The organism is Arthrobacter sp. B3I9, assembly GCF_030816935.1.
GTDB lineage: Bacteria > Actinomycetota > Actinomycetes > Actinomycetales > Micrococcaceae > Arthrobacter.
The window spans coordinates 2,151,403-2,168,585 of sequence record NZ_JAUSYO010000001.1 but is presented as its reverse complement, the minus strand read 5'-3'; the positions used below and the strand labels follow the sequence as shown (position 1 = coordinate 2,168,585).

General features: G+C 67.6%; 14 protein-coding genes and 1 pseudogene. 3 read left to right on the top strand and 12 right to left on the bottom strand.

The features are described 5' to 3' along the window. Positions 1 to 3 precede the first annotated feature (3 nt). From QFZ65_RS10225 to QFZ65_RS10185, 9 genes and pseudogenes are all read right to left on the bottom strand, one after another. Positions 4 to 933, bottom strand: a complete 930-nt coding sequence (locus QFZ65_RS10225; protein WP_306910076.1) for a shikimate dehydrogenase — start codon at positions 931 to 933, stop codon at positions 4 to 6. Continuing rightward, the gene (gene mltG, locus QFZ65_RS10220) at positions 930 to 2,294 is read right to left on the bottom strand and encodes an endolytic transglycosylase MltG (protein ID WP_306910074.1); all 1,365 of its coding nucleotides are present in this window, start codon (positions 2,292 to 2,294) and stop codon (positions 930 to 932) included. The genes QFZ65_RS10225 and mltG overlap by 4 nt, the downstream gene beginning before the upstream one ends. Next, entirely contained in the window at positions 2,291 to 2,875 is a 585-nt protein-coding gene (ruvX, locus tag QFZ65_RS10215) for a Holliday junction resolvase RuvX (RefSeq protein ID WP_306910072.1), read from the bottom strand. Before ruvX ends, mltG begins: the two co-directional genes overlap by 4 nt. A gap of 10 nt (positions 2,876 to 2,885) precedes the next feature. Further along, positions 2,886 to 5,564 carry an alanine--tRNA ligase gene (gene alaS / locus QFZ65_RS10210; RefSeq protein ID WP_306910070.1) on the bottom strand — a complete coding sequence of 893 codons (2,679 nt, stop codon included), beginning with the start codon at positions 5,562 to 5,564 and terminating at the stop codon, positions 2,886 to 2,888. A gap of 237 nt (positions 5,565 to 5,801) precedes the next feature. Next, positions 5,802 to 6,011, bottom strand: a pseudogene (locus QFZ65_RS10205) (DUF6167 family protein); the annotation flags it as partial. A 19-nt stretch (positions 6,012 to 6,030) separates the two neighbouring features. Continuing rightward, complete coding sequence (locus QFZ65_RS10200; protein WP_306910069.1) at positions 6,031 to 6,405, bottom strand: DUF948 domain-containing protein; 375 nt, start codon at positions 6,403 to 6,405, stop codon at positions 6,031 to 6,033. Between the two features lie 145 nt (positions 6,406 to 6,550). After that, positions 6,551 to 7,177, bottom strand: a complete 627-nt coding sequence (gene rpsD / locus QFZ65_RS10195; protein WP_138769222.1) for a 30S ribosomal protein S4 — start codon at positions 7,175 to 7,177, stop codon at positions 6,551 to 6,553. 205 nt (positions 7,178 to 7,382) lie between these two features. Then, entirely contained in the window at positions 7,383 to 7,760 is a 378-nt protein-coding gene (locus QFZ65_RS10190; protein ID WP_306910065.1) for a cupin, read from the bottom strand. A gap of 201 nt (positions 7,761 to 7,961) precedes the next feature. Next, complete coding sequence (locus QFZ65_RS10185) at positions 7,962 to 9,422, bottom strand: replication-associated recombination protein A (RefSeq protein ID WP_306910063.1); 1,461 nt, start codon at positions 9,420 to 9,422, stop codon at positions 7,962 to 7,964. A 60-nt stretch (positions 9,423 to 9,482) separates the two neighbouring features. Between QFZ65_RS10185 and QFZ65_RS10180 the strand changes: the two genes are divergently transcribed. After that, entirely contained in the window at positions 9,483 to 10,133 is a 651-nt protein-coding gene (locus tag QFZ65_RS10180) for an acVLRF1 family peptidyl-tRNA hydrolase (protein WP_306910061.1), read from the top strand. Positions 10,134 to 10,151: 18 nt separating this feature from the next. On the opposite strand, the gene QFZ65_RS10175 is transcribed toward QFZ65_RS10180, so the two are convergent. From QFZ65_RS10175 to hisS, 3 genes are all read right to left on the bottom strand, one after another. Beyond that, entirely contained in the window at positions 10,152 to 10,940 is a 789-nt protein-coding gene (locus QFZ65_RS10175; RefSeq protein ID WP_306910059.1) for a GNAT family N-acetyltransferase, read from the bottom strand. A 100-nt stretch (positions 10,941 to 11,040) separates the two neighbouring features. Next, complete coding sequence (aspS, locus tag QFZ65_RS10170) at positions 11,041 to 12,846, bottom strand: aspartate--tRNA ligase (RefSeq protein WP_306910058.1); 1,806 nt, start codon at positions 12,844 to 12,846, stop codon at positions 11,041 to 11,043. Positions 12,847 to 12,973: 127 nt separating this feature from the next. Continuing rightward, positions 12,974 to 14,320 carry a histidine--tRNA ligase gene (gene hisS, locus QFZ65_RS10165; protein WP_306910056.1) on the bottom strand — a complete coding sequence of 449 codons (1,347 nt, stop codon included), beginning with the start codon at positions 14,318 to 14,320 and terminating at the stop codon, positions 12,974 to 12,976. Between the two features lie 257 nt (positions 14,321 to 14,577). Between hisS and QFZ65_RS10160 the strand changes: the two genes are divergently transcribed. Both QFZ65_RS10160 and QFZ65_RS10155 read left to right on the top strand, forming a co-directional pair. Further along, entirely contained in the window at positions 14,578 to 15,378 is an 801-nt protein-coding gene (locus tag QFZ65_RS10160) for a peptidylprolyl isomerase (protein WP_306910055.1), read from the top strand. A gap of 62 nt (positions 15,379 to 15,440) precedes the next feature. Continuing rightward, positions 15,441 to 17,141: a DUF349 domain-containing protein gene (locus QFZ65_RS10155; protein ID WP_306910054.1), complete on the top strand. Its 1,701-nt coding sequence runs from the start codon at positions 15,441 to 15,443 to the stop codon at positions 17,139 to 17,141. Positions 17,142 to 17,183: the final 42 nt, after the last annotated feature.

Genomic DNA, 17,183 nt, shown 5'->3' with positions numbered 1-17,183 from the left:
CCCTCAGAACACCCGTCTGGGTGCCCCCACTGCGTCACACATCACATCTATGACTTCCGCCGGGACGGCGTCGCCGAGGCCGGTGAAATGGCGTACCTGTTCCACGGCCTGGTAGATCAGCATCTCGAGTCCCGGAACGACGACGCCACCGGCTTCAAGCCACGCCGCGGCCACCCGGCTAGGCCAGGGGTCGTAGGCGACGTCCAGCAAAACGCCGGGCCGGCGGCGGCCGGTTTCCGCGCCGCTCCCCGCGGCAAAGACCTGGGTCAGTGCTGCCGCCAGGGTATCCGCCGCACGTGGCGGCAGGGTGGAGATGACGACGTCGGCGGAGGCGACTGCTGCCGCGGCGCCGGCGACCGGCAGCACCCGGATGGGGAGCCCGACGGCGGCGGAGGCCGCGCGCGCTTCGGCGGCCCGCCCGACGTCGCGCACGAAGACATCTCCGCTCGCGGCGCCGAGTTCCTTCAGGGCCGCGATGGCGGCGGCAGCGGTTCCGCCGCCGCCGAGGATGGCGGCGGTCGGCGCGGCGCCTGTGCCCGCGTGGCGCAGGGCGTTCACAATGCCGGCGACGTCCGTGTTGTAGCCCACCAGCCGCGCGGGTGCGGCGCCGGCGCCCGAGAGACGGCCGTCGCCCGCGGGGGGCTCGAAGGCTACGGTGTTGATGACCCCGAGCGCCCGGGCCACACCGCGGACCTCGTCCACTTCCTTGACCATGGCGGACTTCAGGGGCATCGTGACGGAGAGTCCGCACCAGCCTTCACCGCGGGCGGTTTCCTCCCGCACGCGTGCCATGAAGGCCGGTAGATCCTGTTCTGCCACGTCGATTGCCGAATACCTGATGTCGAGGCCGAGGTGGGCGTAGGCGGCCCCGTGCAGGGCCGGTGACTTCGAGTGGCTGATGGGATGCCCAAGCACGGCGGCCCGCAGCGTCATACGCAGCGTCCGGGGTTGGCCTCGCACCAGGCGTTGTACTGCTCCACATAGCCGTTGTGCTCCGCCAGGGTCTTCGAGAACTTGGTCTCCTTGGTGTCCAGGTTGATGGTCACCCAGTAGAGGTAGTCGTTGGACTGGGGCTTCGCCGCGGCATCGATGGCCGTCTTTCCCGGCGACCCGATGGGGCCGGCCGGCAGCCCCTTGTTCGCGTAGGTGTTATACGGGTTGGCAGCATCCTTCTTCTGCGCGTCATCAATGTGGAAGCTGCGGATTCCCAGCCCGTAGGTGACGGTCGCATCGGACTGGATCAGCCCGTTGGTTTCGGTGTTGTCGGGCTTGAGCCGGTTGTAGATCGCCCCGGCCACGTCCCGGTATTCCGCCTGCCCGCCTTCAGCCTGCACGATGCTGGCGACCGTAACGACGTCGTACTGCTTGGCCGGGTCCGTGATGCCCTGGGCCTTGAGCTCGTCCAGGGTGGTGGAGGAGAGCTTCTGCAGGATGTCCTTGGCAGCGGTGCCGAGCGGGAAGCGGTATTCGCCGGGGGCGAGGAAGCCCTCAAGGTTCTTTGACTTTGCCGGAACGCCGAACTGGGCCGGTGCATCGCTCAGGGCCTTCAGCTCCGCGATCGAAATTCCGGTGCCCTCGGAGATCGCCTGGAGCGATTCGCCGATGCGGAGGCCGGCGCTGAGGGCGAAGTACATGACCTTGTCTTTGTCCTTGTTCAGCAGCACGGCCACGGCGTCGGAGTTCTTCATCTCATTGCGCATGCTGAAGTCACCGGGGCTCAGTGCTCCCCCGGAGGCCGCGAATTCCTTCAGGAAGGAATCGGCGCTGGCGACGACCTTCTTGTCCTGCAGTTCAGCTGCCACCGACCGGGGTCCCGCGCCCTTGGGTACCGTGATGGTCACCTCACCGGTTCCCGGTCCCGGGTAGTCGGCCAGGGTGTCGCCGCCGAGGAGGGGCTTGATGAACTGCGCCATCACGACCACCGCCGCGACGAAGACCGCCAGTGTCAGGATGAGCGCGAGGAAACGGCGGCGGCGGCGGGCCTTTCTGGACGGTCCCGTGCCGTTTCCGACCACGGAAGCCGCTGCGACGGCGACGTACCCGGCTTCCTCATGTACGCCGTGCCCGGCATCCTCATGGTGATAGCCGGGCGCCTCATCGAGGATGTGGATGCCGTGCCCGGAATACTCCGCCCCTGGATGTTCCTCCGCGGCCTCAGAGGCCTCGGGCGGGACAACGTCGTGGCCCTGGGTCGTCAGGGCTTTTTCGCGCGCCCGGATTTCTTTGCGCGTCAGCGGGTCGCCGGAGGCGCCGACCGCGTCCCCTGGGGAATCGTCACTGTTGACCGGGCTCACTGTAGCCTTCCGTTTTCCGCAGATTGCGTGTGTACGTCCCGGCCGGCGGATGCGCCGTCCCGGGTTGGCCCCGCAGCGGAACGCGCGTCAACGCGGCTTCCGATCTCCGTTCCCCTGGCCCTTTGCATATCAATCGCGTGCTGCAGGATACCTGCGGCCGCGACCTGATCAACTACTTTACGGTGATTGCGGCTGCTCATGCCAGCTTCGTGCAGGTTGCGGTGGGCGGTCACCGTGCTCAGCCGCTCATCCACGAGCCGCACCGGGACATCGGCGCCGCGGTCCCGGAGGGCGCCCGCCAGGAGCGTTGCATACTCCGTGGCCATCCGCGCCGAGGCGTGCTCTTCGCCTTTCATCGTCCGCGGCAGCCCCACGAAGATCTCCACGGCGTGGAGCTCGTCGGCCAGGGCCGCCAGGATCCGCACGTCCGTGTTCTTCTTCGCGTTCCGTTCCAGCGTGCGCAGGGGCGTCGCCAGGATGCCGTCGCGGTCGCAGACCGCGACGCCCACCCGGACGGTGCCGACGTCCACCCCGAGCTTCACGCCCTTGGGGTAGTCACCGGGCACAGCAGATTCGTTCACCAGTGTCCGCTTATCGCCGGGTAATGGCATCCAGGACGGCGGAAAGTGCCGCGCCGACCTTGGTGGAGTCCGTGCCGCCGCCCTGGGCGACATCGTCCTTGCCGCCTCCGCCGCCGCCGAGGATTCCGGCGGCGAGCCGCACCAGCGCGCCGGCCTTGACCCCGGCCGCGCGGGCGGCTTCGTTGGTGGCGATCAGGATGACGGGACGGTCGTTGCTGACGCCGGCCACCGCGACGGCGGCCGGGTCGGAGCCGAGGCGGGTCCGGAGGTCCAGTGCCAGTCCCCGCAGATCATCGGCGCCGCTGACCTGGCCGGCGTCGTGGGCGATGACCCTGACCCCTGCCGCGTCCTTGGCGGTGCCGACGAGCTGCGCGGCCGCAGCCGTGAGCTGTTCCTTGCGCAGGCGTTCCAGTTCCTTCTCGGCCGTCTTGAGCTTGGTCAGCGTCGTGGCGATCCGGTCTGCCAGGAGGCCGGACGGAACCTTGAGCATTTCCGTCAGTTCGGTGACGAGGGCGCGTTCGGCGGCAAGGTGGCGGAAGGCGTCCATGCCCACGAAGGCCTCGACGCGGCGGTTTCCCGAACCGACCGACTGCTCTCCCAGCAGGGACAGGCTGCCGATCAGCGAGGTGTTCTCGACGTGCGTGCCGCCGCAGAGCTCACGGGACCAGGCGCCGTCGATCTCCACCACGCGCACCTCGTTGCCGTAGTTCTCGCCGAAGAGTGCCATGGCGCCGAGGGCCTTGGCCTCGGCCAGTCCCATGACCTTGGTCTCCACCCGGTAGTTGTTGCGGATGGCCAGGTTGGAGACTTCCTCGATCTCGGAGCGGGTGGCGGCGCTGAGGCCCTCACCCCAGGCGAAGTCGAAGCGCAGGTAGCCGGCCTTGTTGAAGGAACCGCGCTGCAGAGCCTCGGGGCCGAGGATCTGGTGCAGTGCGGCGTGGACGATGTGCGTGCCGGTGTGGGCCTGCTCGGCGGCATGCCGGCGTTCGCGGTCCACGGCGGCCTGGACGAGCGAGTCGGCCCCGATTTCGCCTTCCCGCACCACTGCCTTGTGCACGCTGAGCCCCTTGACGGGGCGCTGGACATCCAGGACCTCGACGACGAAGCCGTCGCCCGTGATGAGGCCGGTGTCGGCGGCCTGGCCGCCGGCCTCGGCGTAGAACGGGGTCTCCGCGAGGACGAGTTCGATTTCGTCGCCGGTGGAGGCCTGGGACACCTTCCGGCCGCCGGAGAGAATGCCGCGGACCTTGGATTCGCCGGTGAGATCGGTGTAGCCGGTGAAGACGGTCTCGCCGGCGGAGAGCAGTTCCTGGAAGGCGCTGAGGTCCGCGTGGGACCCCTTCTTGCCCTTGGCGTCGGCCTGCGCGCGCTGGCGCTGTTCGAGCATGAGCTTGCGGAACTCGGGCTCGTCGACCTTCAGCCCCGCCTCCTCGGCCATTTCCAGGGTGAGGTCGATCGGGAACCCGTAGGTGTCGTGCAGCGCGAAGGCGTCGGCTCCGGAGAGCGGGCGGCCGGCGGCCTTGGACTCCTGGACAGCGTCTTCCAGCCGGGCGGTGCCGGAGGCGATCGTGCGCAGGAACGCTTTCTCCTCGGCGTAGGCGATGCGGCTGATCCGGTCGAAGTCGGTCTCCACGATCGGGTAGACGCCCTTCATGGCGTCCCGGGAGGCCGGCAGAAGTTCGGGCAGGCAGGCCTTTTCGACGCCGAGCAGGCGCATCGAGCGGACTGCGCGGCGGATGAGGCGGCGCAGAACGTAGCCGCGGCCCTCGTTGGAGGGGGTGACGCCGTCGGCGATCAGCATCAGGGCCGAGCGGATGTGGTCGGCGACGACGCGCATCCGGACGTCGTCGGTGTGGTGCGGGTCCTCGGGCGTTTCGGCGGAGGTGTATTCCTTGCCGGACAGGGCCGCTGCCCGGTCGATCACGGGCCGGACCTGGTCCGTCTCGTACATGTTCTCGACGCCCTGCAGGATCATCGCGAGGCGCTCCATGCCGAGGCCGGTGTCGATGTTCTTCTTCGGCAGCTCGCCGACGATGTCGAAGTCCACCTTGGAGCGGACGTTGTCGATCTGGTACTGCATGAACACGAGGTTCCAGATTTCGACGTAGCGGTTTTCATCGGCGATGGGGCCGCCCTCGACGCCGTAGGACGGGCCGCGGTCGTAGTAGATCTCCGAGCACGGACCGGCCGGGCCCGGCTGGCCGGTGGACCAGTAGTTGTCGGACTTGCCCATCCGCTGGATGCGCTCGGCCGGCATGCCGGTGTTCCGGAGCCAGAGCTGTTCGGCCTCGTCGTCCTCTTCGTAGACGGTGACCCACAGGAGTTCCGGCGGCAGTCCGTAGCCGCCGTCGTCAACGCTGGTGGTGAGAAGTTCCCAGGCGAACTTGATGGCGTCTTCCTTGAAGTAATCGCCGAAGGAGAAGTTGCCGCACATCTGGAAGAACGTGCCGTGGCGGGCGGTCTTGCCGACCTCCTCGATGTCGCCGGTACGGATGCACTTCTGCACACTGGTTGCCCTGCTGTAGGGCGCTTCCTCGCGCGCGGTCAGGTACGGGATGAACGGGACCATGCCGGCCACGGTGAACAGCAGGGAGGGGTCGCTGGAAACCAGGGACGCGGAAGGGACCGGCGTGTGTCCTTTGCTGGCAAAAAAGTCGATCCAGCGCTTAGTGATCTCCTGCGACTTCATGAGCTGATTACTTACCCTTCAATATGCACTGCGTTTCAATATGCACTGCGTTCGTGGTCCGCGCGTGTACTCCGCGGGACAATGTGGTTCCGGTCCGCAAACCGGCCTGGCCGCCCTTACGGGTGCGGCCCTTTTATTCTCTCCCGGCTAGCGGCGTACTGCATCCCGGCCCACGGCGGCACTGGCGCCGCTGCCGATGGCTGCGTTGGTGCCGGCGTTGATGCCTGTATCAATGCCTGTATCGATGCCAAGGGCGCCGCGGAGCTCGGTTTCCCGCTCCTGCATCCCGTCCCGGACGGCGTCGGCGAAGTCGAACAGGCCGTCGGCAAGCCGCCCCACGGCCCGGTTCAGGCCTTCGGGGCCGAGAGTGTTCTGCACCGCGGTGACCTTGCGGAAGGCGATGACGCCGATGGCGACGCCGATTCCCATCCAGATGATTCTGTTCATGTCTGTGTCTCCAGCTGGATTAGCGGCTGCGGCGGCCGGTGGTGGGCTTCTTGCGGGAACTGAAGGCAGAGCGCACACCGTAGCTGAACGCGGCGACCTTGATGAGCGGTGAGCCCACGGTGGCGGCCACCAGCGAGGACAGCGCGGAGATGTTCGCCGAAGCGTCGGAGACGTTGTTTGCGATCCCGTCGACTTTCTTCAGCTGCTGGTTGGTGGTGGAGACGGTGGCCGTGACTTCGTCCATGAGGGGGGTGGCGCCGTCGCTGATCGAGCGGATGGAGGCGCGCACTTCGTCGAACACTCCCCCGAGCTTCAGGATCGGCACGGCGAGCAGCAGGACCAGCAGTGCAAACACTCCGGCCGCGATCAGGCCGGCAATATCGCCACCAGACATAGTCGTTCATCTCCTTGTTGCGTTGTAGTTTCTGCGCCCTGCTCCGGCTGATCAGCCGGCAACCGCAGAACTCCCCCAAGTACCTTACATACAAAGAAGCCCGCGGCGCTTGCCACGGGCTTCTTCGTAAGGTGTTGCGCTGAATTTAGCGTGCGTAGAATTCCACGACGAGCTGCTCTTCGCAGGTCACGGGGATCTCGGAACGCTTGGGGCGACGCACGAGGCGGGCCTGCAGGGCGTCAAGCTTGACGTCCAGGTATGCCGGAACCATGGGCAGGACGTCGCGGTGGGCGCCGGCTGCTGCAACCTGGAACGGGGGCATGGTCTCGCTGCGGCTGTGAACGTGGACCAGCTGGCCCTCGGAGACGCGGAAAGACGGGCGGTCAACGCGGATGCCGTCAACCAGGATGTGGCGGTGGACAACCAGCTGGCGGGCCTGGGCGATGGTGCGGGCGAAGCCTGCACGCAGCACGAGGGCGTCGAGACGCATTTCGAGCAGTTCGATCAGGTTTTCACCGGTCAGGCCCTTGGTGCGGCGCGCTTCTTCGAAGGCGCGGGTCATCTGGGCTTCGCGGATGCCGTACTGGGCGCGCAGACGCTGCTTTTCGCGCAGACGTACGGCGTAGTCGGAGTCCTGCTTCTTGCGGGCACGGCCATGCTCACCGGGGCCGTACGGGCGGCGCTCCATGTACTTGGCGGCCTTGGGGGTCAGAGCGATGCCGAGTGCACGCGAAAGGCGTGCGGTACGGCGAGCACGAGTGTTGTTAGCCACTTGTGTCCTTCCAATATCTGCGGTGTGTCAGTGTTACTGGCCTCCACGATGGAGAGCATCGGCCAACCGCTGCCTTTTGCTACTGGGCACAGGGCGAACCCACCGAAAAAACTTCAGACAGCAAGAATTGCTGAATACGGGTGGATTGTGCGTCCGTGCCTTGCCAGACAACGAACAATCCTAGCACGGCAGGACCGGCGGCCGGTCAGATCCTCGCGTGCACGCCCGTGCTGCCGCGCCGCCCGAACGACGCCGCACCCAGGAACTCCACAGCGACGAACGAGGTTAACCCGACCACCCATTCGTCATGGCCCGGCGGGATCGCATAGGTGTCGTTGGCATGGATGGTGGATCGCAGGCCTTCCGGAGTTTCAACTTCCATCGACCCGGAAACGCAGAATCCCAAGTGGTGGTGCTGGCACAGCTCGGTCCGCTCGAGCAGCTTCATGCATTCCGACCATCGCCAGCCGGGGCCAAGGATGAGGCGCGTCACGGAGAAATCGTTCACAGTGACGAGGTCGAATTCGGCCTTGTCGTCCGGACACCGCTTCTTGTCCGGGACATCAAAAGACTTGATAGCCATAGCTGTGACGAAATTTACCGACATCGGACACGACCTGAGAACGGGAAAACCTGGGAAGGAGACGTTCGGGAGCATGCACGTGCAGCAGATCCGTGCTGACGTATTTCAACGTTAGACCTCCCGGGCGGGAAGTCAACGGGCATTTCCCCCGGCCGTCTTTCCCCCGCCGCGGCTTACCCACGGCATCTTGCCCTCGGCGGCTTACTGGCCGCGGACGATCTTCCGTAGCCGCTCCAGCCGGGTGGCGATGTCCCGCTCCGCGCCGTTGGCGGTCGGCTGGTAGTAGTTGCGGCCCACCAGGTCGTCCGGCGGGTATTGCTGGGTGGCCACGGAGTGCGGCGCGTCGTGGGCGTACTTGTAGCCTTTCCCGTGGCCCAGCTGCTTGGAGCCGGGATAGTGGGCGTCGCGCAGGTGCGCGGGGATGCCGTTGCCCAGTCCGGCGCGGACGTCGGCGATCGCCTGGTTCAGGCCCATGTAGGCCGCGTTGGACTTCGGCGCCGTGGCAAGGTGCACCACTGCCTCGGCCAGGACGATGCGGCCTTCGGGCATTCCGATCAGCTGCACGGCCTGCGCCGCGGCGACGGCGGTCTGCAGCGCCGTGGGATCTGCCATGCCGACGTCCTCCGCCGCGGAAATGACAATGCGCCGGGCAACGAACTTCGGGTCCTCCCCCGCCTCGAGCATCCGCGCGAGGTAATGCAGGGCGGCGTCAACGTCGGAGCCCCGGATGGACTTGATGAAGGCGCTGGCCACGTCGTAGTGCTGGTCCCCGGCGCGGTCATACCGCACGGATGCGACGTCCAGCGCCCGCTCGGTGTGCCTCAGCTCGATCCTGACCGGAGCCGGCCCGGCCGAAGCGGCTCCCTCGGCGGCTGCCCCCACAACGACTGCGTCGGCGTCGTCCGCATCACCGAACGCGACGCCGGCAGCGGCCTCCAGTGCGGTCAGCGCCCGCCGGGCATCCCCGCCGGAGAGCCGCACAAGGTGTTCCAGGGCCTCGGCACTAAGTTCCACTTTGCCCCCCAAGCCCCGGGCATCGGCCGTGGCGCGCAGGAGCAGGCCCTCGACATCCGCGTCGGTGAGCGGTTTGAGGGTCAGCAGCAGCGACCGGGAAAGCAGCGGGGAGACGACGGAAAAGGATGGATTTTCCGTGGTCGCGGCCACCAGCACCACCCAGCGGTTTTCGACGCCGGGCAACAGGGCGTCCTGCTGTGCTTTGTTGAAACGGTGGATTTCGTCCAGGAACAACACGGTGGTGGTTTTGTAGAGGTCCCGGGCGGTGAGGGCCTCGTCCATCACGCGACGGACGTCCTTGACGCCGGCCGTTATCGCGGAGAGCTCCACAAATTTCCGGCCCGGACCCTTCGCGATGACGTGCGCGAGCGTGGTCTTGCCGGTCCCGGGAGGACCCCAGAGGATCAGCGAACTCGGGCCCGCGGGCCCGGTCGCGTCCGTTCCCGCCGCAAGCTGGCGTAGCGGCGACCCCTGGCCCAGCAGATGCTGCTGGCCGACGACGTCGTCCAGCGTCCGTGGCCGCATCCGGACAGCCAGCGGGCTCCGGGGCGACGTGGCTCCACCTGTGGGCCGGCCGTCCCTGGCCTCTTCGGCGTCGTCGTCGCGTCCACCGGCGTTATCCTGCCCTGCGCCAAAGAGATCATCCACATAGATAGGCTACTTCTAGATCCTCCCCGCCCTGACACCTATCCGACGGAGCCCCGCCCCATGGCCAACCCCGACACCCGCCTGGCGTTCGTTTCCGGTGAGCGCCTGCCGGGTTGGGTCGAGCGCTTCGCTGCCAGCCACGGCACTGTCGCGGAGGAAGAGCTCGACGGCGGACTGCAGCTGCGGGCCGCGGACGGGGCCACCGCCCTGCTCCAGGCGCCGTGGCCGGTGGACGGCCGGCCGGGGCGCGGCGGTGACGCGGTGTCCCGGCTGGGCTCGCTCGCCGGCCAGCCGAGGCGCATTGGGGCTGTGCTGGTCCGCCGGGGCGGCTACTCGGTGGCTGTGGTCAGCGGCGGCACAGTGCTCCTCTCGAAGACCGGGACGCGGCACGTCCAGTCCCGGACGGCGGCCGGCGGCTGGTCGCAGCAGCGCTTCGCCCGGCGTCGGGCCAACCAGGCCGATGCGCTCGTCGAGGCCGTGGCCGACCATGCCGCCCGGATCTTCGCAGAGCAGCAGATCGAGTACCTCGCACACGGCGGAGATCAGGCCCTGGCCGAGCTGGTGCTTGCCGAGCCGGCGCTGAAGCAATACGCGGCCCTGGCGAGGCTGCCGTTCCTCGACGTCCCGGACCCCCGCGCAGTCGTGCTGAAGAAGGCCGCGGCAGACCTGTGCGCTGTGCGGATCCGGGTGACAGACCCGCCTTCGGCCTAGCGCGGCGCAGCTCCCCCTTCAGCAGCCGGTCAGGTGGCGCTTCGGCCGCTCCTGCCGGTAGAGGTAACGGCCGGCCTCGGAGAAACCGGCCCGGCCATAGAGCTCCCGCGCAGGGGTGTTGGCCGCCGTCACCAGCAGCCAGTACGCGGTCACGTTTAAGTCCGCCCCCGCCCCGAGCAACGCCTCCAGGACCCGCAAGGCGTAGCCGCGACGACGCATGTCCGGACGGGTAGCCATGCAGTACAGGCCGCCCGAGCTGCCGGCTCCGCCGCGAGGAACGGCAAGGCGTCCGACGGCGGCGGGCATGCCGTCGTCGTCGCGCACGAGGGCGTACAGGCCCGGGCAGGCTTGGAGGATTTCCCGGGCGACAGCCATGGCACGGTCATCGCCGCGCCCGTCCACGCTCCACCAGAGCCGCAGCCACTCCGGGGAGGGCTGCGGTGCCAGCTCAACGCCTGTCTCCGGCTCCGCCGGTTCCGTGCCGCCCTCCCGCACGAGCACCAGGGTTTCGGACTGCCGCGTGAAGCCCTCCGCATCGAGGAGGGCGTTCAGGGGCCCCGACCGCGGGTCCTCGAACATCTGGAATATCAGCGGCAGGCGCCTGTCCCGGTACCAGAGCCGTGCGTTCCGCAGTGCAGCGAGCTGCTGGTGCGGGTCCCGGCCGGGTTCCTTCGGCCAGGTTGAATTGGCCCGCTGCGTCACCCCGGAGGCGGCGCGCAGCACCCACCCGCCGGCTTCCTCCCGGTCCGGGGCGGGCCACGCGGCGTCCATCAGCGCTTCGATTGCGTGCATCGGATCCGGTTCCATCAGACCTACTCCCTCCGTTCACCCCTGGTGCGTCAGCAACTACCGGGACAGCAAAAGGCCCCCCGGTTTCCCGGAGAGCCTTGCTGACGATCAGTTCACCCTACTTGGCTGCGTCCTCGGCCCTTTGGGGAACAGGCGCGGCCTTCTTGGCTTCCGGCTTGAAGTCCACACCGGCTTCCTTGCGCTGCTGCGCCGTGATCGGGGCAGGCGCCTGGGTCAGCGGATCGTAACCGCCGCCGGACTTGGGGAAGGCGATGACGTCGCGGATCGACTCGACGCCGGCCAGCAGTGCCACCACGCGGTCCCAGCCGAAGGCAATGCCGCCGTGCGGAGGGGCGCCGAACTTGAAGCCCTCCAGCAGGAAGCCGAACTTGGTCTGCGCATCCTCCTTGTCCAGGCCCATGAGCTCGAAGACCCGTTCCTGGACCTCGCGCTCGTGGATACGGATGGAGCCGCCGCCGATCTCGTTGCCGTTGCAGACGATGTCGTAGGCGTAGGACAGCGCCGATTCGGGATCCTTGTCGAAGCTGTCCATGAACTCGGGCTTGGGCGAGGTGAAGGCGTGGTGCACAGCGGTCCACTGGCCGGCACCGACGGCGACGTCGCCGGAAGCGACGGCGGCTGCGGCCGGTTCGAACATGGGCGCGTCGACCACCCAGCAGAAGGCCCAGTCGGCCGGGTTGATGAGGCCGGTGCGGTGGCCGATCTCCACCCGGGCAGCACCCAGCAGGGCGCGCGACGGCGTCTTCTCGCCGGCGGCGAAAAAGATGCAGTCGCCGGGCTTGGCGCCGACGGCGTCGGCGAGGCCGGCTCGTTCGGTGTCGGTGAGGTTCTTCGCCACGGGGCCGGCGAGTTCGCCGTCCTCCTTGAACAGGACGTACGCCAGGCCCTTGGCGCCGCGCTGCTTGGCCCATTCCTGCCAGGCGTCCAGCGCGCGGCGGGCCTGCGAGGCGCCCCCCGGCATGACGACGGCGCCGACGTAGGGGGCCTTGAACACGCCGAAGTTGGTGTCCTTGAAGAACTCGGTGAGCTCGGTGAGCTCCAGGCCGAAGCGCAGGTCCGGTTTGTCGGAGCCGTAGCGGGCCATGGCGTCGGCGTAGGTGATGCGCTGGATCGGAGTCGGGATCTCGACGTCGATCAGCTTCCAGAGCGCCTTTACGATGCCTTCACCGAGGCGGATGATGTCGTCCTGCTCCACGAAGCTGGCTTCGATGTCGAGCTGGGTGAACTCGGGCTGGCGGTCCGCGCGGAAGTCCTCGTCGCGGTAGCAGCGGGCGATCTGGTAGTACTTCTCGAATCCACCGACCTGGAGGAGCTGCTTGAACAGCTGCGGCGACTGCGGAAGCGCGTACCAGGAGCCGGGCGCCAGGCGGGCGGGGACGACGAAGTCCCGGGCGCCTTCCGGCGTCGATCGGGTCAGCGTGGGGGTTTCGATTTCGACGAAACCTTCCCCGTGGAGCAGCTCGCGGGCCACCCTGTTGGCTTCCGACCGCAGCCGCATGTTGCGGGCGGGGCCCGGGCGGCGCAGGTCCAGGTAGCGGTGCTTCAGGCGTGCTTCTTCGCCGACCTCGACGTGCTCGTCGATCTGGAAAGGCAGCGGATCGGAGGTGTTCAGGATGGTGACCTTCTCGGCCATCACCTCGATCTCTCCGGTTGGCAGCGCGGGGTTCTCATTGCCCTCGGGACGCCTGGACACGGTGCCGATGATTTGCAGCACGTACTCGTTGCGCAGGCCGTGGAAGACCTCTTCCTCGCGGACGACGACCTGGGCGACGCCTGAAGCGTCGCGCAGGTCAACGAATGCGACACCACCGTGGTCACGACGCCGGCCGACCCAGCCGGCCAGGGTTACGGTTTGTCCAATGTGCTCGGAACGAAGGGATCCGAGGTCATGTGTGCGCAGCACAGCACGCCTTTCTGAAGAAGACAGAGGGAAAGACAGAATCAAGGTGGAGCCGCTACTGGAACGGTCCCGTTCGAGTTTACCCGCAGGCCGGGCCTGACCCGGAATGGCAGGCAGCCGGCGCCCGGAGCTAGGCCGTGGTGACCCTGACGTGCAGGTCTTCCTCGGCCGGCGCCCAGCTGCCCGGATCGGCATCGGCCTGCTCGCCGGAGCGGATGTCCTTGACCTGGTGCTTGCCGTCGTCGTCGGTGAACCAGACAAAGGGGATGCCCCGGCGGTCGGCGAACTTGATCTGCTTGCCGAACTTTTCGGCCTTCGCGGCGACTTCGGTGGCGATGCCCCGGGCGCGCAGCTGTGCGGCGACGTCCTGGGCCGCTCCCCAGCTGTCGTCATTCGTAAGCGCCACCAGCACGGCGGTGGGCACGGCACGGGAGGCCCTGGCGAGGTCCTGGCTGAGGATCCGGGAGACTAGCCGGGTCACGCCGATCGACAGCCCGACGCCGGGGAACTTGCGGTTTCCCTTGCTGGCCAGCGCGTCGTAGCGTCCGCCGGAGCAGATCGAGCCGAGCTGCTCATGGCCTACGAGCACGGTCTCCACCACGGTGCCGGTGTAGTAGTCCAGGCCGCGGGCAATGCTGAGGTCCGCGACCACCCTGCCGGGGGCGCGCTGGACGGCGGCCGCAATGACCTGCTCCAGCTCGGTGAGGCCTTCCTCGAGGAGTTCGTTGCTGACGCCCAGCGCGCGGACCTGCTCCACGAAGGACGTGTCCTCGGTACGGATCGAGGCGAGCTTGAGCGCCGCTTCGGCCTGCTCCGCGGTGGCGCCGAGTTCGGACTGCAGCAACCCGGCGACCTTGGCGGGGCCGATCTTCTCCAGCTTGTCGATGCTGCGCAGCACACCGGCGGTGTCCGTGAGGCCGATGCCGTTGTAGAAGCCCTCGGCCAGCTTCCGGTTGTTGATCCGGAGCAGGAAGTCCGGAATCGGCAGGGCGCCGAGCGCCTCCGCGATCACCAGCGCAATCTCGACGTCGTAACGGAACGGGAGTTCGCCGTCGCCGACGATGTCGATATCCGCCTGGGTGAACTCCCGGGCGCGGCCCTCCTGCGGGCGTTCGCCGCGCCAGACCTTCTGGACCTGGTAGCGGCGAAACGGAAAGGCGAGGTAGCCGGCATTCTCGACGACGTAGCGGGCGAACGGTACGGTCAGGTCGAAGTGCAGCGCAAGGGCGTTCGGGTCGTCCTTGTGCGCCTTGGCCTCGTCGCTTTCCTCGTCCTGCAGCCGGCGGAGGCCGTAGACCTCTTTGTCGATCTCGCCCTTGCGCAGCAGCTGGCCCACCGTCTCCACGGCCCGGGTCTCGATGGAGGAGAAGCCATGGAGCTCAAAGACGCGGCGCAGCGTGTCCAGCACATGCAGCTCCACCAGCCGCTCCTCGGGAAGCCACTCGGGGAATCCGGACAGGGAGGCGGTGCGTGCCATGGTGGAATTTTCTCCTCAGGTATTCCCGGCCGGGAAACTGCCGCCCCGGTCCGGCCGTAACGGTAGTCCGAAACGGGGAACAGATAGGCGGCCGAGCGGCCAGTCGTGCATAAACTGTGTGCGGCAGTCAGTTTATGCGTTGAACGCCGGCTTCTCTAATGCGGCCGTGCACGGACCGGACCGCCTACAGCTTCGAAGCTGAAACCGCGACGGCGCCACGGCCCGCCGCGGTTCCGGCACCACACCCAGGAGGACTTTTGGCCGCCAGTTCACGGAGTGCCCGCGATGCCAAGCGGCGCGTCCAGCAGATGGAGGCGAAGCGCGAGCTGCGCCGGGAACAGGTCAAACGCCGCAAGCGCGACAACATCCTCGCCATCAGCGGGGGCGCAGCGGCCCTTGCCCTCGCGCTCATCCTCCAGCTGACCGTCTTTTCCTCCAACCCCTCGGAGGAGGAGTTCGCCGCAGCGCAGGCGGGCCTGGCCTCACCGTCCGCGACGCCGTCGGCCTCGCCCAGCAACGGCGGGAACATCCCCAAACCGGAAACCGCGGCCGGCAAGACCTTCACCGGCGAGCTCAAGCTCAACAGGGGCGTGCTGGGGGTCGAACTGGACGGCAGCAAGGCTCCCCAGGCGGCGGCCGTCTTCAAGTCGCTCGCGGACCAGAACTTCTACGCCGGCCTCGCCTGCCACCGGCTCACCACAGGCGAAACCTTCGGCGTACTGCAGTGCGGTTCCAAAACCGGCGATGGCAGCGGCGATCCGGCCTACACGTGGGGGCCGCTGGAAAATACCCCTGCGGACAACAACTATCCGGCAGGGACCATCGCCGTGGCCCGGACCAGCGGCAACGCCTACGGTAACGGCACGCAGTTCTTCATCGTCTACAAGGACACCGTCATTCCGGCCGATGCTGCCGGCGGATACACCGTTGTCGGCAGGGTGACGTCCGGCCTGGATGTAGTCACCGGGATCGCCGCGGCAGGCCTTAAACCGGGTGATAACGCCACCGACGGCGCACCTGCGGAACCAGTCACGATAGACTCGTTCTCACTGAAGTAACCAGCCGCGGGCCCTCGTGGCTGCGGTGCCGGTATATACCTCCAAGCGAAAGACTTCTAGCGGTGACAGACAGTCAGAAATCCGACGAAACAGTGTCAGCGGCAGCTGCCAACGAGACCGACACGGAGGCGAGGTCCGAAGGACTGGGCACAGGACAGGCTTCGGAGCAGTCCTCGGAACAGGCAACGCAGTCCTCAGACGGGGCAACCGACACTCCCACAGACACAGCGACTGAGGCGGTCGTAGAGCCTCAGGTGGCGGAGGCGGTCGTAGAGCCTCAGGTGGCTGAGGCGGTCGTAGAGCCGCAGGCGGCGGAGGCGGTCGTAGAGCCGCAGGCGGCACCCGAAGCACCGGAAGCTGACGCCGCACCTGTGGCTGCAGCACCCGCTCCGGCTACACCGGCCCCGGGGCGTCCCGCCCCGTCTCCGGCGGCGTTCGCGGCCCGGCCGAAGGCCAAGCCCTCCCCGGCCGCACCGGCGGCCGCACCCGCGTCGGTTTCCTCTGCCGCTTCCCTGGCCGAGGCCGCCCGCTGGGGCCGGGTGGAAGGCGACGGCCACGTGTTCCTGACCGTCGACGGTGAGGAGCACCCGGTGGGACAGTACCCGGGCGTCAGCGATGACGAGGCCCTCAGCTACTTCGCCCGCAAGTACGACGACGTCGTCGCACAGATCGTCCTGCTGGAACAGCGCGTCAACTCCAAGGCGCCCACCACGGACATGCAGAAGACCGTCACGCACCTGCGCGAACAGTTGGCAGAGCGGAACATGGTGGGCGACCTGCGCTCCGCCGAGGGCCGCCTGGATGCCCTGGTCACACAGATCAACGAGCTGGAGAAAGCCGAAAAGGCCGAGCACGACGCCGTCCGGGCCGCAGAACTGGCAGCACGCGAAGCCATCGTTGCCGAAGCCGAGGAAATTGCCGGCCACGACCCCGCGCAGATCCAGTGGAAGACCTCCAGCGCCCGCATGAACGAGCTTTTCGAGAGCTGGAAGACGGCACAGAAGAGCGGCGTACGCCTTGGGCGCAGCAACGAAGACGCCCTCTGGAAGCGTTTCCGTGCGGCCCGCACCGTTTTCGACCGCCACCGCCGCGCCTACTTCTCGCAGCTGGACAGCAACAACTCGGCAGCCAAGGCCGCCAAGGAGAAGCTGATCGCGGACGCGGAAGCCCTTTCCTCCTCGACCGACTGGGGCTTCGCCGCCGGCGAGTACCGCCGCCTCATGGACCAGTGGAAGGCCTCGCCGCGCGCCAGCAGGAAGGATGACGACGCTCTGTGGGCGCGTTTCCGGGCAGCGCAAGACGTCTTTTTCACGAACCGGCAGGCAGCCAATGATGAAATCGACCAGGAGTACGGCGCAAACCTCGCCGTGAAGGAACAGCTCCTGGTTGAAGCCAACGAGCTTCTGCCCATCAAGGACCTTGCCGCCGCGAAGAAGGCCCTGCAATCCATCCGTGACCGGTGGGAAGAAGCCGGGAAGGTGCCCCGCGGCGACATGGGCCGGATCGAAGCCGGGCTCCGGAAGGTGGAGGACGCCGTCCGCCAGGCCGAGGACGAGAACTGGAAGCGGTCCAACCCGGAAACCAAGGCCCGCACCAACAGCGCGCTCAGCCAGCTCGAATCCGCCATCGCCGGTCTCAAGGATGACCTTGCCAAGGCGGAAAAGGCAGGCGACGAGCGCAAGATCAAGGCCGCCAAGGAAGCCCTCGAGGCCCGCCAGGCATGGCTGGAACAGCTCGAACGGTCAGCGAGCGAGCTCTCCTAGCGCACGGCCGCAAAAACAGTCCAGGCCCCGTTTCGGTTATCC

Excerpts from the sequence above, each read along its gene's own strand:
- alaS (WP_306910070.1), bottom strand. The coding sequence starts at position 5,564 with ATGAAGTCGCAGGAGATCACTAAGCGCTGGATCGACTTTTTTGCCAGC.
- QFZ65_RS10180 (WP_306910061.1), top strand. The coding sequence starts at position 9,483 with ATGGCCAACCCCGACACCCGCCTGGCGTTCGTTTCCGGTGAGCGCCTG.
- hisS (WP_306910056.1), bottom strand. The coding sequence starts at position 14,320 with ATGGCACGCACCGCCTCCCTGTCCGGATTCCCCGAGTGGCTTCCCGAG.
- QFZ65_RS10175 (WP_306910059.1), bottom strand. The coding sequence starts at position 10,940 with ATGGAACCGGATCCGATGCACGCAATCGAAGCGCTGATGGACGCCGCG.
- QFZ65_RS10225 (WP_306910076.1), bottom strand. The coding sequence starts at position 933 with ATGACGCTGCGGGCCGCCGTGCTTGGGCATCCCATCAGCCACTCGAAG.
- QFZ65_RS10190 (WP_306910065.1), bottom strand. The coding sequence starts at position 7,760 with ATGGCTATCAAGTCTTTTGATGTCCCGGACAAGAAGCGGTGTCCGGAC.
- QFZ65_RS10200 (WP_306910069.1), bottom strand. The coding sequence starts at position 6,405 with ATGTCTGGTGGCGATATTGCCGGCCTGATCGCGGCCGGAGTGTTTGCA.